At 74.3% G+C, this 16,425-nt stretch carries 12 protein-coding genes and 1 pseudogene; 4 read left to right on the plus strand and 9 right to left on the minus strand.

What is annotated here, in order from left to right:
- Positions 1 to 26 precede the first annotated feature (26 nt).
- Complete coding sequence (locus ACGF3H_RS09360) at positions 27 to 791, plus strand: creatininase family protein (RefSeq protein WP_362488252.1); 765 nt, start codon at positions 27 to 29, stop codon at positions 789 to 791.
- Positions 792 to 898: 107 nt separating this feature from the next.
- Here ACGF3H_RS09360 and ACGF3H_RS09365 read toward each other — a convergent pair.
- The 5 genes and pseudogenes from ACGF3H_RS09365 to ACGF3H_RS09385 form a co-directional block, all read right to left on the minus strand.
- Positions 899 to 1,882: pseudogene (locus ACGF3H_RS09365) on the minus strand (lysylphosphatidylglycerol synthase transmembrane domain-containing protein); the annotation flags it as partial.
- The gene (locus tag ACGF3H_RS09370; RefSeq protein WP_362488250.1) at positions 1,855 to 2,982 is read right to left on the minus strand and encodes a trans-aconitate methyltransferase; all 1,128 of its coding nucleotides are present in this window, start codon (positions 2,980 to 2,982) and stop codon (positions 1,855 to 1,857) included. The gene ACGF3H_RS09370 and the pseudogene ACGF3H_RS09365, both read right to left, overlap by 28 nt.
- Entirely contained in the window at positions 2,979 to 4,196 is a 1,218-nt protein-coding gene (locus ACGF3H_RS09375) for a glycosyltransferase family 4 protein (protein ID WP_362488248.1), read from the minus strand. Before ACGF3H_RS09375 ends, ACGF3H_RS09370 begins: the two co-directional genes overlap by 4 nt.
- Positions 4,193 to 4,591: a 6-carboxytetrahydropterin synthase gene (locus ACGF3H_RS09380; RefSeq protein WP_362488246.1), complete on the minus strand. Its 399-nt coding sequence runs from the start codon at positions 4,589 to 4,591 to the stop codon at positions 4,193 to 4,195. The genes ACGF3H_RS09375 and ACGF3H_RS09380 overlap by 4 nt, the downstream gene beginning before the upstream one ends.
- Before the next feature lie 161 nt (positions 4,592 to 4,752).
- The gene (locus ACGF3H_RS09385; protein ID WP_362488243.1) at positions 4,753 to 5,736 is read right to left on the minus strand and encodes a dehydrogenase; all 984 of its coding nucleotides are present in this window, start codon (positions 5,734 to 5,736) and stop codon (positions 4,753 to 4,755) included.
- A 109-nt stretch (positions 5,737 to 5,845) separates the two neighbouring features.
- Here ACGF3H_RS09385 and ACGF3H_RS09390 point away from each other — a divergent pair, with 109 nt between their 5' ends.
- Entirely contained in the window at positions 5,846 to 6,643 is a 798-nt protein-coding gene (locus ACGF3H_RS09390) for a CDP-alcohol phosphatidyltransferase family protein (protein ID WP_362488241.1), read from the plus strand.
- On the opposite strand, the gene ACGF3H_RS09395 is transcribed toward ACGF3H_RS09390, so the two are convergent.
- The 4 genes from ACGF3H_RS09395 to ACGF3H_RS09410 all read right to left on the minus strand — a co-directional run bounded on the left by ACGF3H_RS09395 (position 6,610) and on the right by ACGF3H_RS09410 (position 11,816).
- A complete protein-coding gene (locus ACGF3H_RS09395) occupies positions 6,610 to 7,881 on the minus strand; it encodes an MFS transporter (protein WP_362488238.1) in 1,272 nt (423 codons plus the stop codon). The genes ACGF3H_RS09390 and ACGF3H_RS09395 overlap by 34 nt on opposite strands.
- Entirely contained in the window at positions 7,878 to 9,674 is a 1,797-nt protein-coding gene (locus ACGF3H_RS09400) for an ABC transporter permease subunit (protein ID WP_362488236.1), read from the minus strand. Before ACGF3H_RS09400 ends, ACGF3H_RS09395 begins: the two co-directional genes overlap by 4 nt.
- Before the next feature lie 3 nt (positions 9,675 to 9,677).
- Entirely contained in the window at positions 9,678 to 11,174 is a 1,497-nt protein-coding gene (locus tag ACGF3H_RS09405; protein WP_362488234.1) for an ABC transporter substrate-binding protein, read from the minus strand.
- Positions 11,175 to 11,276: 102 nt separating this feature from the next.
- Positions 11,277 to 11,816: a GNAT family N-acetyltransferase gene (locus ACGF3H_RS09410; protein ID WP_362488232.1), complete on the minus strand. Its 540-nt coding sequence runs from the start codon at positions 11,814 to 11,816 to the stop codon at positions 11,277 to 11,279.
- Between the two features lie 330 nt (positions 11,817 to 12,146).
- Between ACGF3H_RS09410 and ACGF3H_RS09415 the strand changes: the two genes are divergently transcribed.
- Together ACGF3H_RS09415 and ACGF3H_RS09420 are read left to right on the plus strand one after the other, a co-directional pair.
- The gene (locus ACGF3H_RS09415) at positions 12,147 to 13,397 is read left to right on the plus strand and encodes a protein kinase (RefSeq protein ID WP_362488230.1); all 1,251 of its coding nucleotides are present in this window, start codon (positions 12,147 to 12,149) and stop codon (positions 13,395 to 13,397) included.
- A gap of 123 nt (positions 13,398 to 13,520) precedes the next feature.
- Positions 13,521 to 16,403 carry a DEAD/DEAH box helicase gene (locus ACGF3H_RS09420; RefSeq protein WP_362488228.1) on the plus strand — a complete coding sequence of 961 codons (2,883 nt, stop codon included), beginning with the start codon at positions 13,521 to 13,523 and terminating at the stop codon, positions 16,401 to 16,403.
- Positions 16,404 to 16,425 lie beyond the last annotated feature (22 nt).

Raw genomic sequence — 16,425 nt, forward strand, 5'->3', positions numbered from 1 at the left:
GAGCGGAGACGAAAGGCCGTGCGGAAATGGACGTTTCACTGGTGCCGGCGGACACGACGGAAGATGTGCGCAGGCGCGGTGCCGGGCTCGCGCGGCAGGTCGCCGTGCTGCCCGTCGGGAGCTTCGAGCAGCACGGCCCGTACCTGCCGCTGGCGACCGACACCCTCGTCGCCTGCGCCATCGCCCGGGAGATCGCCGACGCGTACCCGGTGCACCTCCTGCCGCCGGTGACGATCGGCTGCTCGCACGAGCACGCGGACTGGCCGGGCACGGTCAGCATCTCCTCGGTGACCCTTCACGCGGTGGTAGCGGACATCGCGGCGTCGCTGCGCCGTTCGGGCGTCGAAGCCCTGGTGCTGGTCAACGGGCACGGCGGCAACTACGTGCTGGGCAACGTCGTTCAGGAGTCCTCCGCGCGCGGCGAGCGGATGGCGCTGTTCCCGGCCGCGGAGGACTGGGAGGCGGCACGGCGGCGGGCGGGGGTGGCCACGTCTCTGCTCACCGACATGCACGCCGGGGAAATCGAGACGTCCATTCTTCTGCACACGCATCCCGAATGTGTCCGGCCCGGTTACGAGGCCGCTGATTTCGTCGCCGACGACCGGCGTCATCTGCTCTCCCTGGGCATGTCCGCCTATACCGATTCCGGTGTCATCGGGCGTCCTTCACTGGCGTCGGCGGAAAAGGGAAGGGAACTGCTGGCCGGCCTCACGGAATCCTTCGGCGAGTACGTCGCGATGCTCACTTCGGTGACGGTGTCGGTGCCCCCGCAGGGCGGCGAGCGCGGATAGTGCCCGCCGGGCGCGTGGTGCGGTTCGGGGTCCGGTACGACGGGCCCCGCGTGCCTCGTGGAGGGGGCGCGCCGACGGACGACGAGGACGACGGCACCGGGCAGGCTCGCCACGAGACCGAGCACCCCGTACACGACGGCCACGCCCAGGCCGCTGCCCGCGCCAAGCCCGGCCGCGCCGAACGCCCAGACCGTGACGCCCTCCCGGGGTCCCCAGCCGCCGACGTTCAGCGGCAGGCCCATGGCGAGCAGCGCCAGGACGGCCAGCGGTGTCAGCACCGCGACGGAGGCGGTGCTCCCGGCGACCCGGGCGGCGAGCACGAACATCGTCAGGTGCCCGGCGAGGACCACGACGGACGACACCACGACCCCCGGGCCGTTGCGCCGGGACAGCAGCGCCCGGCGCGCCTCGCCGAGCGTCGCCCGCAGCGCCCGGCCGCGACGCGAGGGCGCACGGCGCGAGGGGGCCCGGCATGAGGGGGCACGGCGCGAGGGGGCACGGTTCATCCGCAGGGCGAGACCGACGGCGAGCACGCCCAGCGCGGCCAGGCCCAGGAGCGGGGCGAGCTGCCGGGTCCCGGCCCGCACCGGGGACGGCATCGTGAGCAGCACCACCGCCCCCGCGCCGAGCAACGCGAGCTGTCCGGCGGCGCGTTCGAGCACGACGGCCCGCACGCCCCGGCCGAGGTCACCGGCGCTGCGCCCGTGCCGCACCGCGCGGTGCACGTCGCCGAGGACTCCGCCGGGCAGGGCCGCGTTGAGGAACAGGGCGCGGTAGTAGTCGCCGACGGCCGGGGCGAGCGGCAGCCGGATGCGCAGTCCCCGGGCCACCAGGACCCAGCGCCAGGCGCTGAACACCGTGGTGACCAGCCCGATGCCGAGCGCGGCCAGCAGGGTGGGGCCGTCGATCCTGCGCAGCCCGTCGAGGAAGACGCCGGTGCCCAGCCGCCACAGCAGCACGGCGAGGATGGCGGCGCCGGCGACGCTGCCGAGGTGCGCGCGCAGGGCGCGGGGGATGCTGGGGCTCCGGGGGGCTGCCGCCGGCGCCCGCACCGCCGGTGCGCTCACGAGGTCCCGCCCGTCGGCCGGCACAGCACCAGCAGGTCGCTGTGGTGCACGACGACCCGCAGCCCGCCCGCCGCGCAGGCGGCGAGGCGCTCCGCGAGGTAGCGGTCGGCCGGCTCACGCAGCCCGGGGCGCTGTTCGACGGCCGCGCCGACCCAGCCGCGCAGCCACTGTTCGGTGAGCGCGGCGTCGACGGGGCCCAGCCGCCAAGGGCTGGGACGCACCCGCACGGTCGCGCCGTGCCCGGCGAAGGCGTCCGCGGCGGCGGTGACCGCGTCCGGGCCGAGGAGGCCCGCGCGCCGCTGGTGCTCGTTGAACGCGTCGGCGATCTCGGCGTCCAGGGGGTGCGCGGGGGTGAGGTCGACGCGTCCGGCGACGGACAGGGTCAGCAGCGCCGCGCAGCCGGCCCCGGCGCAGGCGGCGGCGAGGGCGCCGACCTCCCGCTCGGTGAGGACGTCGAGCAGCGCGGACGCCGTCACCAGGTGGGCGCCGGCCAGCGCCTCCGGGGTGAGCCGGGCGACCTCGCCGCGCCGTGTCTCCACGGTGACCCGGCTGCCGTCGGCGGCGGAGCGTGGGGAGGCGGCCGCGGCGAAGTGCAGCAGGTAGGGGTCCCGGTCGTGCAGGACCCAGTGCTGGGCGCCGTCGAGCAGCGGGGCGAGCCAGCGGCCCATCGAGCCGGTACCGCAGCCCAGGTCGTGCACGACCAGGCCGCCGGCCCGGGCCGGCAGGTCGGCGAGGCGGACCCGCAACGGGTCGAGCAGGTCGTGCGCCCGCGCGGCGGCGTCGGCGTCCTCCCGGAGCCGGAGCCACTCGGGGGCGTAGCGCGGGGGGTCTTCGGGCGCTTCAGGCGCTTCGTGTGCTTCTGGCGCTCGGGACGCGGGAGGGGCGTCGGGCGCCTCAGGGTCCGCGGCCGCCTGTGGTCCCTCGGCCGTGCCAGGCCGTGACCGGTGCTCGTGCCGCGTGTCGTGGGTTGCTTCCTGCTCCCCCCTCAGCCGCAGGGTCCGCCGGTCGGCGGGTCCGGCGCCCGGCATGGTGCCGGGGATGCCCCCCGTCGTGGTGTCGGGGGCGTCATGTGGTCCGGGCTGGGCCGGGATCCTCCCGCCGGTGGGTGCCGTCGTCCTCTTCATGCCGCCCTCCGCGGTCGGGCCGGGAGCCGGTGCAGAACACCGGCCAGGCTCTGTGCCGTGGCCGCCCAGCCGTTCAGCGCCGCGCGGCGCGCGCGTGCCGCCGCCTTCAGCCGGCGCCGTACGTCCGCCTCGCCGAACCAGCCCCGCAGTTCGGCGGCGAGCGCGGCCGGGTCCTCCGGCGGGACGAGGATGCCGGGCACCCCTCCGTCGGGGGCGCGTCCCACGGCCTCCGGGAGGCCGCCCACGTCCGTGGCGAGCACGGGGATGCCGCGCGCGAGGGCCTCCGTCACCGCCATGCCGTACGTCTCGGCGTACGAGGTGAGGACCATCAGGTCGGCGGCAGCGTAGCTGGCGTCCAGGTCGGTGCCGGACCGGGGGCCCGCCAGGACCAGCCGGTCCTGGAGGCCGTGGCGCCCGATGAGGGCCCGCAACCGGCCCACGTACGCGGGGTCCTGGCCGAGCCCGCCGACGCACACGCACGACCAGGGCAGGTCGGCCACCTCGGCCAGGGCCTCGACCAGCCGGTGCTGTCCCTTGCGAGGCGTGACGGCGGCGACGCACAGCAGCCGGGAGACCCCGTCGGTGCCGGGCGCGAGCGGCGCGATGTCGGCGCCGGGGGCGGCGACGTGGACGCGGGCCGGGTCGAGGCCGTGGTGGGAGACGAGGCGGCGCACCGCCCAGTCGCTGGTGGCGACGACGGCCGGGACGGCCCGGAGCACCGCGCGCTCGCGGGCGTCCAGCGCGGCGGCCACGGCCGGGTCGAGGCCGGTCTCGTCACCGAGCGGCAGGTGGACCAGGACGGCCATGCGCAACCGTCCGGCCTCCGGGACGACGACCTCCGGCACCCCGCAGGCGACCAGCCCGTCCAGCAGGACCACGGCCCCGTCCGGCAACCGGCGCAGCACGCGCGCGAGTTCCGTCCGCGCTCTCGCGTCGGGCCGGGGCCAGGCGCCGTCCACGGGCAGTCCCCGCACCCGCCAGCCGAAGCCGGGCAGGTCCAGAGCCACCCGGCGGTCGTAGGCGTTGCCGCCGCTCGGCGCGGCCGGGTCGTCGACGCCGCCCGGCAGGACGAAGTGCACGGAGCGCAGGGACATGGGGACGATCCCGCCGTTCCTCGGGGCCGGCTGCGCGGGCACGTAGGCGAGCCGGGCGCGGCGTCCGGCCGTCGTTCCGGTGGACGTGTCACTGGACGTGTCGGTGGACGTGTCGGTCACAGCGCACGCTCGTAACTCGCCCAGGCGACGTGCGACTCGTGGAGCGTGACGGTGAGACCGGCCAGGACCTTGGCGCCCTCGCCGAGCGCGCCCTTGTGGACGCGTTCGGCGAGCCGGTCGGCGACGACCTTGGCGAGGAACTCCGTGGAGGTGTTGACACCGGCGAAGTCGGGTTCGTTGTCGAGGTTGCGGTAGTTCAACTCGGCGACGACGGCGCCCAGTTCCCGCGTGGCGAGTCCGATGTCGACGACGATGTCGTCCTCGTCCAGCTGCTCGCGCCGGAAGGTGGCGTCCACCAGGAACGTCGCTCCGTGCAGGCGTTGCGCGGGCCCGAAGACGTCGCCGCGGAAGCTGTGGGCGATCATGATGTGATCGCGGACGGTGATGCTGAACAACGGACGACCCTCCAGGTGTGGCACGTCTGATCCCCCGCCGTTCGCCGCGCGGGATGCCGTCTATTACGGCCCGGTGCCTTCCGTTGTTCAGCGGCCCGTACCTCTTTTCTCAAGGTCAGGCGCCGATGCGCCGAGGTCCCGCCCAGGGCGGGAGGCGGAGTTCAGTCGTCGTCGCCGTAGCGGATGCGGTGGCACAGGGCGGGGACGTCCCCCGAGGCCAGCCTCGGCAGCACGTCCGGCAGTTCGTCGAAGGCGGACTCGCCGGTGACGAGGGCGTCCAGCGCGGGGTCGGCGAGCAGGTCGAGGGCGAGGGCGAGCCGGTCGGCGTACGTGCGGGTGCCTGCGCGCGCCGGGGAGACGGTGCCGACCTGGCTGCCGCGCACGGTCAGGCGCCGGGAGTGGAAGGCCTCGCCGAGCGGCAGGGCCACGCGCCGGTCGCCGTACCAGCTCAGTTCGACGACCGTGCCCTCGGGCCGCAGCAGCTCCAGGGACCGGGCGAGGCCCTCCTCGGTGGCGCTGGCGTGCACGACGAGGTCCCGGTCGCCGACGGCGTCGGCGGGGGACGCGAAGCCGACGCCGAGTGCCTCGGCGACCTTCGCCCGCGCCTGGTCGGCGTCGACCAGCTCGACGCGGACGCCGGGGAACCGGGCCAGCAGCGCGGCCACCGAACAGCCGACCATGCCGCCGCCGACCACGGCGACGCGGTCACCGACCAGGGGCGCGGCGTCCCACAGGGCGTTGACGGCGGTCTCCACCGTGCCGGCGAGCACGGCCCGCCCGGCGGGGACGTCCGACGGCACCGGGGTGACGGCGGCGGCCGGGACGACGTAGCGGGTCTGGTGGGGGAAGAGGCAGAAGACGGTACGCCCGGCGAGCGCGTCCGGGCCCTCCTCCACCACGCCGACGTTGAGGTAGCCGTACTTCACCGGCCCGGGGAAGTCGCCCTCCTGGAAGGGCGCGCGCATGACCGCGTACTGGTTCTCGGGCACCCGGCCGTGGAAGACGAGGGTCTCGGTGCCCCGGCTGATCCCGGACCAGAGCGTGCGCACGAGCACCTCGTCCGGGCCGGGCGCGGGCAGCTCGACGTCGCGGATCACGCCCCGGCCGGGCGAGTCGAGCCAGAACGCACGTGCGGTGCGGGTCATCGGATGTCCTCCTGAACGATCGGCAAGCCGCCCACGTACCGAGGGATGCACGAGCCGCGCACAAGGTAGCGGCGTCGACCGACTCTGTCACACGGCCGGAGGGTGTTCGGTGGCCCTGAACAACACGTACGGAGCGAGGCCCCCGCAGCAGGAGACCGCGGTGGGGGCGGGCGCGCAGGTCCTGCTGCTGGTGCTGCTCGGCACGGTGATCGGCATGGGCGCGGCGGGCTGGCTGACCGGCCTCGCGTTCGCGTTCGCGACCTGGGCGGTGCTCACCCGGGCCCTGCACCGTTCCCGGCCGCCGTCGTTCGGCCCGGCCAACCGGGTCACGCTCGGCCGGGCCACCCTGGTCGGCGGGGTCACGGCCCTGGTCGCCGACTCGTTCCGCGGCGCGCCGCCCGTCTCCCTCCTCGTCGGCCTGACGGCCGCAGCCCTGATCCTGGACGGCGTGGACGGCCAGGTCGCCCGCCGCACGGGCACGACGACGGCCCTGGGGGCGCGCTTCGACATGGAGGTCGACGCGTTCCTCATCCTGGTGCTCAGCGTGTACGTCGCGATGGACCTGGGCCCGTGGGTGCTGCTGATCGGCGGCATGCGGTACGTGTTCGTCGCCGCGGCCCGGGTGTGGCCGTGGCTGACGGCCCCGCTGCCGCCGAGCACGGCCCGCAAGACGGTGGCGGCGTTGCAGGGGGTACTGCTGCTTCTCGCGGGCGCGGAGTTGCTGCCGCGTGGGGTCGACGCCGCTGTGGTGGGGCTGGCGTTGGGGCTGCTGGTGTGGTCGTTCGGGCGGGATGTGGTGTGGTTGTGGCGGAGGTCGGGGAGCGGGGTGGCGGCACCCGGGGAGGAACCGGCGTCCGCACCGGCAGCCGCGGCTCACGTGTCCGCGCGGGAGCTCCTGTCCCGGTGACCGCGCGGCAGCAGGGTGACCGCGGCGAGCGGTACGGCGGCCAGTGCCAGCCACGGCACGGCGGCCGGCAGCCCGCTGTCCAGGAGCAGGCCGGTCACGGAGCTGCCGGCCAGCACGATCAGCCCGGAGACCGAGGACAACGCCCCCGTGTACAGGCCGAGTCTGCCGTCCTCGGCGAGGTCGGGCACCCAGGCGCGGGCGACGGGCGCGACCAGCATCTGGCCGAGCGTCAGCAGCACGACGAACCCGGCGGCCGGTGCCAGCCCGCCCACGCCCGTCCACCCGGCGGGCCGGGCGAGGGCGACGGCGGCGAACCCGCCGGCGATCAGCACCAGCCCGGCCACCATGGACCGGCGCGGCGTCAACCGCTCCCCCGCCCACCGGGTCACCGGCAACTGCGCGGTCACCACCAGCAGTGAGGACAGCGCGAACAGCCAGGCCAGCGGCGCCTGGGAGCCGGCGGCCCGCTCCACCTCGGCGGGCAGGGCGAGGTAGAGCTGGTTGTAGGCGAGCAGATAGGCGCCGTAGGCGCAGCACAGTGCCAGGAAGGGCCGGTTGCGCAGGAGCAGCCGCACGCCGCCCCTGGCCCCTACGCGGGCCCGCCCGGGAAGGTGCTGGGGCAGCAGCCGCGCGTGCCCGGCGAGGACGAGCACGAAGACACCGGCACCGGCCAGACAGGCCGTACGGAAGTCGACGGCCAGCAGCAGCGCGCCCAGCAGCGGCCCGACGAACGCCCCCGCCTGCCCGGCCACGGTGAACAGCGCGAGCACCCGGGTGCGGTCCCCGCCGCCCTGTTCCTCCCAGAGGACGGCCTGCCGGGCGACCTCGGACTCGACGGCGGGCGAGAACAGCGCGGCGGCGAACCCGATGAGCAGCACCGCGCCGACGACCGCCCAGGTCCGCTCGGCGTACCCGAGCCACGCGAAGCCGGCGATGCGCAGGACGCATCCGGTGAGGACGACAGGCCGGATGCCGTAGCGGTCGGCCAGCGCACCGCCGACCACGAACAGTCCCTGCTGGCTGAAGGTCCGCAGTCCGAGCACGAAACCGACCAGCCAGCCCGCCATGCCCACGGCCTGTCCCAGGTGTTCGGCGAGGAAGGGCAGGACGGCGAAGAAGCCGACGTTGAAGGCGAGTTGGGTCAGGATCAGCAGGCGCAGGAGGGGGGACAGCGGGCTGGTGGGCCGGCGGCCGGAAGCCTTCCCGGATGCGCGGCCGATGGAGGTGATGGGGGTCATCGGGCGTCGGCCAGTTCCTTCTCGGCGACGGCGGTGGGCTGCGGGCCGGTGGCCGGGGGCTTCGGGCGTTGCCGTCGTCGGGGCCGGCGCAGTCCGCCCGCCGTGGTGACGGCGAGCGCGCCGAGCAGGGCGAGGACGGCGGCGGGAGCGAGGACGGCCCAGGGGGCGCGTTCGGCGTAGGGCTGGTTCTCGGCGAGGAGCAGACCCCACTCGGGGGACGGCGGCTGGGCGCCGAGGCCGAGGAAGCCGAGCGAGGCGAGCGCGAGGGCGACGCCGGGCAGCCGCAGCAGGGCGTGCCGAATGACGGGCGGCAGGACGGCGGGGAGCAGTTCGCGGCGCAGCAGGTACCAGCGCCCGGCGCCCAGCCCCCGGGTGGCCGTGATGTGCAGGGTGGCCCGTTCCTGGCGCAGCAGCGACGCGGTGTGCGTGGCGAGCGGCGCCCAGGCGACGGCGCCCACGGCGAGTGCGGGGGTCGCGGCTCCGCCGCCCGCGACGGCGGTGACGAGGAGGGCGGCGAGTACGGGCGGCACGGCGTTGACGGTGTCGACGAGCGGCGCGGAGACCCGGGGAACGAGCCCCAGCAGTACCCCGGTGAGCAGCGCGGCGGCGGTGATGGCGGAGGCGAGCAGCAGCGTGTCGAGAGCGCCGTGGCCGACGCGGGCGAGCAGGTCGCGGCCGAGGGCGTCGGTGCCGAAGGGGTGGGCGAGGGAGGGGGCCCGCAGCCGTTGGCCCGTGTCGAGGGCGAGCGGGTCGCGGAACAGCCCCCAGGCGACGACGGCCAGCAGGACACCGCCGTACAGGAGGGGCAGCAGGCCGCGGGCGGGCGGTGCCGGCCGGTGCAGTGAGGACAGGGCGCCGTCGCGCAGGGCGGGCCCGGTGAGCAGGCGGCCGGCGAGGCGGGTGACGAGGGTCGCGAGCGCGGCGAGCAGGAGCAGGGCGAGGGTGCCGGCCTGGAGGACGGGCAGGTCCTGCGCGAGGGCGGTCTGCAGGGTGGTGCGGCCGAGGCCGGGGATGTCGAAGACCTGCTCGACGGCGACGGCTCCGCCGGTCAGCCCGACGACGAACAGCCCGAGGTTGGGCAGCAGCGCGGGCACGCACCGCCGCACGGCCTGCCGGGCGACGGACCGTCCGGTCAGTCCGCGCGCCGCGGCGGCCAGCGCCCAGGGCTCGCCGAAGGCGCCGGGCAGCAGGTCGTCGAGCAGCCGCCCGAGCACGGCGCCGGCGGGCAGCCCGAGGGCGAGGGCGGGCAGTACGGTCCACTGCGGCCCGTACCAGCCCAGCGCGGGCAGCCAGCCCAGTTGCACCCCGACGACGGTGGCGAGCACGGAGGCGACGAGGAACTCGGGCAGCGCGGCGACCACGGCGGAGAAGGTGCCGCCACGGCGCCGCCCGTCGAGCAGCCGCCGCGCGCCGAGCCTGAGGGTGCGGGCACAGACGGCCGTGGCGGTGAGAACGGCCACCAGGAGGGCGACCGTCATCAGCAGCAGGGAGGCACCGAGGGCCTGGAGCACGTCGGGCAGGACGTCGTTCCCGGAGATCCACGACTGCCCGGCGTCGCCGTGCGCGAGCCCGCCGAGCCACCGGCCGAGCAGGTGCAGCGGCCCGCCGTCCAGCCCGAGCTGCTCGCGGATGTCGGCGAGCACCTCGGGCGTCGGGTCGCGGTCGGCCGCCCGCGCCTTGAGGACGGTGTGCGCCGGGTCGGTGCGGGTCAGCCACGGCAGCAGCCCGATCCCGCACACCAGCCCGGCCGCGAGGACGACCCGCCACACCGCGGTGGCCACGCGCTGCCGCACGGCTCAGCGCCGGGTGCCGGTGCCGACGAGGGTGCGCTCGTACGGGTCGAGGACGACACCCTGCACGGACGTGCCGACGCCGGTGATGATGCGCTGGTGCACGAGCGGCACGACGGCGTCGGTCCCGAGGACGCGGGCCTCGGCGGCCATGGCGGCGTCCTGCCGCCCGGCGGTGTCGGCGATCCCCTCGGCCTTGGCGACGGCGGCGTCGACGCCCTTGTCGCAGAGCTGGGCGATGTTGTAGCCGCCGGCGCAGGTGTAGTCGCTGGCGAGGACGGCGACGGGGTCACCGGTGTCGACCAGGGTGTTGCGGGCGAGCACGAAGGCGTCGAACTTCCCGTCCAGGGCGTCGCCTTCGAGGCGCGAGTACTCGCGCACGGTCAGCTTCACGGTGAACCCGGCCTTCTCCAGCTGCTGCTTGACCACCTGGGCGGCCTCGGGCAGCTCGGGCCGGTTGTCGTAGGTGGCGAGGGAGACGGTGGTCCCGTTCGGCTTCCCGGCGGCGACGCGCCCGACGGGCTTCTGCCGCTTGCCCTCGGCCCAGGTGACGGCGGGCCCGTAGACACCGGCACCGGCGTCGGCGTACCCCTCGTACACGTCCTTCGCGAACACGGAGGTGTCGATCGCACCCCGGGCGGCGGCCCGCAGCGAGGCGTCCTCGAAGGGCCCGGAGGAGGAGTTGAGCAGCAGGCTGGTGGTCCGCGTGGTGGCGGTGTCCCTGCGACTCTCCTTGCCGAGGCTCGCCGCCTGGGAGACGGGAACGGCCTCGGCGATGTCCAGCTCGCCGGTGCGCAGGGCGTTGGCACGTGCGGTGCCGTCGGCGATGAAACGGGCGTCGATCCCGGAGGCCTGGGCGCGGCCGCCCCAGTAGTCGTCGAAGCGGTCGAGGGAGGCGGAGGTGGCGCCGTTCACCTTCGTGATCTCGAAAGGCCCGGTGGCGGTGCCGACGGGGTCGACGCGCCCGCTCTTCGCGTAGGCCTTCTCGGCGAGGATGGCGAGGCTCGGGCTGGAGAGCCGCAACGGGAGTACGGGGTCGGGCGCGGCGGTGGTGACCCTGAGTACCCGGTCGCCGTCGGCCTTGGCGGTGAGGGTGACGCCGGCGAGGGCGGCGGGCGCGGGCTTGGCGGCGGTGGCCCGGGCGAGGGAGTCGGCCACGGCGGCCGGGGTGACGTCGGTGCCGTCCTGGAAGGTGGCGTCGCGGAGGGTGAACTCCCATGCCCTGTCCCCGTCCCTGCGCCACGATTCGGCGAGGGCGGGCGCGGCGGAACCGTTGGCGTCCAGCGCGGTGAGCCCCTCGGTGACGCCGAGCCGGCTGAGGAGGGTGGCGTCGGCGCCGTAGGGCGAGAGGTTCTCGGCGGGCGGGAAGGCGAGACCGACCCGGAGCCGGGAGCCGCCGTCACCGTCCTTGGCGGACTCCTCACCGCCGGAGGCGAAACAGCCGGCGACCAGGGGGAAGAGCAGGAGGGGGGCGAGCAGCCGGGAGCGGCGGTGGGAGCGCATGGTCCTCGGATCGATCGGGTGGACGTGTGAGCTGGAGGGGCAACGCGAACGCAGAGACACCCTACATGAAAATGATTTCCATGAGACCGTCGTGCGGCGCCCTCAGGGCAGGGGCACGTCGAAGTGCACGACGCGCTGCCCGCCGCCCGCGTCCTCACGCTCGTCGTGCACGACCTTGGCGAGCGACCGCCAGAACGGCTCGGCCCCGGTGACGGCGGGGTCGGTGTGCAGATACACGGCCCGGTATCCCCCGTCGGCGGCGGCGAACGCCAGCAGCTCGTCGACGAGCCCGCGCGCCAGCCCGCGCCGCCGGTGGTCGGGCCGGACGTACACGCGGCGCAGCTGCGCGGTGACCCCGGAGGGGTAACGCTCGGCGACGTGCCGGGGGTTCGGGGGATGCGCGGGCCCCCGGGAGTCGAGGGCACCGGTCGCGACGACCTCCCCGTCCCGCCCGTCCACGGCGACGAGGAGGGTGTGCCGGGCGGGGCTCAGGTACGCACCGTCCAGGTCGATGATGTCCCGGTGCCAGCGGGGCACGTAGCCGGTGCCGAAGTCGCGGTAGACGGTGTCCAGCATGACGGCCCGGGCGGCGTCGAGGTCGGCGGGGGTGGCGGGGCGGATGGTGTAGTCGGTGGTGCGCACTTGCACATCATATGCAGTAAGGAGAACGCACTGTTCAGGGCCCCGGCGGCACGGGTTCCTCTCCGCTCGTACGCCCTTGGCGGCGGACCCGCCACCCGGCCCGACTGATCGCTTGGCGACCCCAGGCCGGCGTCTCGCAGGCCGGGGAGGCCCTGGTCGCGGGATCGGCCGACATGCCTGAACCGACTCTCCACACCCTCTTCACCTGGGGCTGCCGATATCTCCATCCCGCCATACGCGTCACACCTGCCCACCACTTCCACTACCGTGTCCTCAGGCGCGCATCGCCGCTGATCAGACGCCCGCCAGGATCGAGTGCCGAGGACCCCCGTGCAGATCACGTCCCTGAACCCCGAGGACCCGCTCGCGCTGGGCGACTTCGAACTGCTCGGCCGGATCGGCCACGGAGGCATGGGTCAGGTGTACCTGGGTGAGTCACTCGGCGGCGAGCCTGCCGCGGTGAAGGTCATCAAACCGTCCGTCGTGGACTCCGAGTCCCGCCAGCGGTTCGCGCAGGAGATCGAGGTACTCAAGACCATCTGGGGTCCGCGCATAGCGGCGTTCCTGGGAGCCGACGCGGAGGCGGAGCAGCCGTGGCTGGCCACCGAGTACGTGGACGGCCCTGACCTCGCCCGGCACGTCAAGACGCACGGACCACTGCCGTCCGTCCTCACCGCCGCGCTCGGTGCGATCCTCGCCGAGGCGCTGTCGGCCGTGCACACACAGGGCCTTCTCCACCGCGACCTGAAGCCGGCCAATGTCCTGCTCGGTCCGAACGGCCCGAAGATCATCGACTTCGGGCTGGCCGCCTTCACCGAGTCGAGCGTCTCCCTCACCGCCCCGCACCAGGTGGTCGGTACCCCGATCTGCATGGCTCCCGAGCAGGCCGCCGGTGTGAAGCCGCTGACGTCGGCCGTGGACGTGTACGCGCTGGGCGCCTTGCTGCTCTTCGCCGCGACGGGCCACTATCCGCACGAGGCGGCGACCCCGTACATGGTGTTCCACCTGGTCACCGACCCTGACACGGCGCCGGACCTTTCCGGTGCGCCCGACGAACTGCTCCCACTTCTGACCGGCATGCTGGCCCAGAACGCCGAGGGCCGGCCGTCGCTGAACGACGTGGTGCAGCAGTGCCGATCGGTGATCGAGACGCACGGCATGAAGATCGCCCAGGCGCGTCGCAGGCTCACCGCGCACACCGCGGGGCAACGACACAAGGCTGCACCTGCGGATGCCCCACCTACTGTCTCCTGGCCCGCCCCCGTGAACGACGCTCCGGTCACGAAGATCCTCCCGGCCGACCTGGCGACGCCGCTTCCGTCCGACGCTCCGGCTTCCCCCTCCAGCCCTTCCAGCCCGGTCAAGAGCCCCGGGACAGCGGCACAGGACTCCACTGGTCTTGCGTCTCCCGCCCAGCGGGATCCGTCCGGCGGTCCGAGGCGTGAGAAGCCGATTCCGGGCCGCACACACACGGTGTCCGGACGGCCCGGCGAAGGAACACACACGCTGCGTCACTCAGTGCAGGCCCGTAGGACAGCAGAGCGTCTCCGTACCGCGTACGCGGCGAAAGCTCCGTTCTGATCCTCCGAGCCCGGGCCCGCCCGCGCCGATCCCCACGAGCACTGCCCCAACCATGCGTCCCGCGCGCTCTCCCCACCGCGGGTCGCGTCCAACCACCGACACGAACGCCCAGGAGGCAACCGCGTGACCGCCGACTTGAGCCCCGCCGCCGCGACGAGCGACGAGGACGCCCTCTTCCCGCCGGGCGCCCAGATCCTCGTACGGGACGAGGTGTGGCTGGTGCGCAACGCGACGCGGACCGAGCACGACGGCGCCCGCGTCGAGGCGGTGGGCGCGTCGGACTTCGTGCGCGACCAGGAGGCGGTGTTCTTCACCGGTCTGGACCAGGTCGAGCTGCTCGACCCGAGGCGGACCCGCCTGGTGCGGGACGACTCACCGAACTTCCGCCGCTCGCGCCTGTTCCTGGAGGCGGTGCTGCGCAAGACGCCGCTGCCGCAGGCCGAACGCGGCCTCGCGCTCGCGGACTCCTTCCTCCTGGACTCCCTCCCCTACCAGCAGCGTCCCGCCCAACTCGCCCTCTCTGGCCGCAACCTGCGCCCCCGCCTGCTCATCGCGGACGTCGTCGGCCTCGGCAAGACCCTGGAGATCGGCCTCACCCTCGCCGAGCTGATCCGCCGCGGCCGCGGCGAGCGGATCCTCGTCGTCACCCCGCAGCACGTCCTGGAGCAGTTCCAGCACGAGCTGTGGACGCGGTTCGCGATCCCGCTGGTGCGTCTGGACTCGGTGGGCATCGAGCGGATCCAGCGGGAGATCCCCGCGGGCCGCAACCCGTTCACGTACTTCAAGCGGGTCATCGTCTCCATCGACACCCTGAAGAACACCGACCAGTACAAGCACCACCTGGAGCGGATCACCTGGGACGCGGTCGTCATCGACGAGTCGCACAACTTGATCAACAAGGGCTCCCTGCGCAACCAGCTGGCCCGCACGCTGGCCCCACACACGGACGCCCTGCTGCTGGCCTCGGCGACCCCGCACAACGGCGACGCCCGCTCCTTCGCCGAGCTGATCTCCCTGCTCGACCCGGCCGCGATCCGCGACCCGGAGCACTACCGCGCCGACGACATCAAGCACCTGTTCATCCGGCGTACGAAGGTCAGCCCCGAGGTGCGGGAGCAGATGAAGGGGCAGTGGGCGGACCGGGGCCCGTCCCGTTCGATCCGGGTCACAGCCACCCCCGCCGAGGAGAAGGTCTTCGAGGAGCTGGCCTCGGTCTGGCTGCCGTCCGACGGCGCGAAGTCGGTCAGCGACGTGCCCCTGTTCCCGTACACACTGCTGAAGTCGTTCCTCTCCTCCCACGCCGCGCTGAAGGCCACGGTCAGCACGCGCATCAAGACGCTGGAGAAGAAGGACGACCCGGAGGCGACGGCCGCCGAACGCGCGGCCCTGCACCGGCTGCTGGAGCTGGCGTCAGGCATGACGCAGGCCGACTCGGGCAAGTTCGGGGCCCTGCTGGAGCAGCTGCGGGAGATCGGGGTCGGGCCGAAGTCCGACACCCGGGTCGTGGTCTTCTCCGAGCGGGTGCAGACCCTGGAGTGGCTGGCACGGACCGTGCCGGCGGCCCTCGGCTTCAAGGGCAAGGCCGCCGAGCAGGCCGCCCGGGTCATGCACGGCGGCCTGTCCGACGAGCAGCAGATGCAGTGCGTGGAGGACTTCGGCCTCGCGGACACCCCCGTACGCATCCTGTTCACCGGCGACGTCGCCTCCGAGGGCGTCAACCTGCACCGTCAGTGCCACCAGTTGATCCACTACGACGTGCCCTGGTCGCTGATCCGCATCGAGCAGCGCAACGGCCGCATCGACCGCTACGGGCAGCAGTACCAGCCGCAGTTCCGGGCGCTGATCCTCACCAGCTCCGTCGACGGCGCGAAGGACGACACCCTCGTCGCGGAGCGCCTGCTGGACCGCGAGGCCGAGGCCCATCGGTCACTGGGCACGGCGGAGGCGGTGTCCGGCCTGTACCGGGCGGAGGCCGAGGAGAAGTCCCTCATCCAGGACCTGTTGCGGGGCCGTGACGTGGACGAGTCCCTGGACTCCCGCGGTGCCTCCGACGCGGACGACGGCGTGGACGACTTCCTCGCCGACTTCTTCGGCGCCGTGAACGACGAGCCGGCGGAGGACGCCGGCGCCTCCGACGCGGGCGACGGCACCGGGTCCGTCCCCCGGGCGCACGTGCCCCACCTGTTCGCCTCCGCCCGCGACTTCCTCGACGAGGCGCTGCGCGAGGTATACCCCGACGCCCACGGCCGGCTGGACCTGTCCACCGACCCCGAGACCGGGCTACTCTCCTTCGTCCCGCCCTCCGACCTGATCAACCGCCTCAGGGCGCTGCCCCCGGACTACGTCCGCGAGCAGGGCCTGCGCGACCGCCTGAAGGTCACCTTCAACCGGCGGCTCGCCGACCACAGCCTGACACGCGCCCGCGCCTCGGCGACGTCGAGCTGGCCCGACATCTCCCTGCTGACCGACCTGCACCCGGTCATGGAGTGGCTCACGGACAAGGTCCTGGTCCGCCTGGACCGCCAGGAGGCACCGGTGCTGACCGCCGGCGTGCCGCAACCCACGTACCTCGTCCAGGGCATCTACTCCAACGCGCTCGGCCGCCCGACCGTCGTCAAGTGGATGGCGGTCACCAAGGACGGCGAGGTCGACGACGACATGGTGGCGGTGCTGCGTCGCGCCCAGGTCGGCCCGACGATGGCCAACCCGGGCCTCTCCCACGACACGGACCGCCTCGCCGAGGCGATCCCCGGTGTCCTGGACAGCGCGGAGGCGTTCCTGGAGCAGCACCGCGAGGCGTGGGACGAACCGCTGCGCGCGCCCATCGAGGAGTACAAGGCCCGCCTGGGCTCCTGGGAGCAGCCGACGCTGGCGAACGGCAACGGCTCCGCCACGCCCACCGGCACCCGCGAGCGCCTCGTCTCCCTCGCGGACTCCCTGCTCACCACCGGCCGTCCGATGCTCCGCGTCCTCGCCGTCCTCGCCCCGGCCCACGCCGCCGCCTGACCCATCACCCAGAGGTTCACCA

The organism is Streptomyces sp. NPDC048185, from assembly GCF_043202495.1.
In the GTDB taxonomy this organism is placed as follows: Bacteria; Actinomycetota; Actinomycetes; order Streptomycetales; family Streptomycetaceae; genus Streptomyces.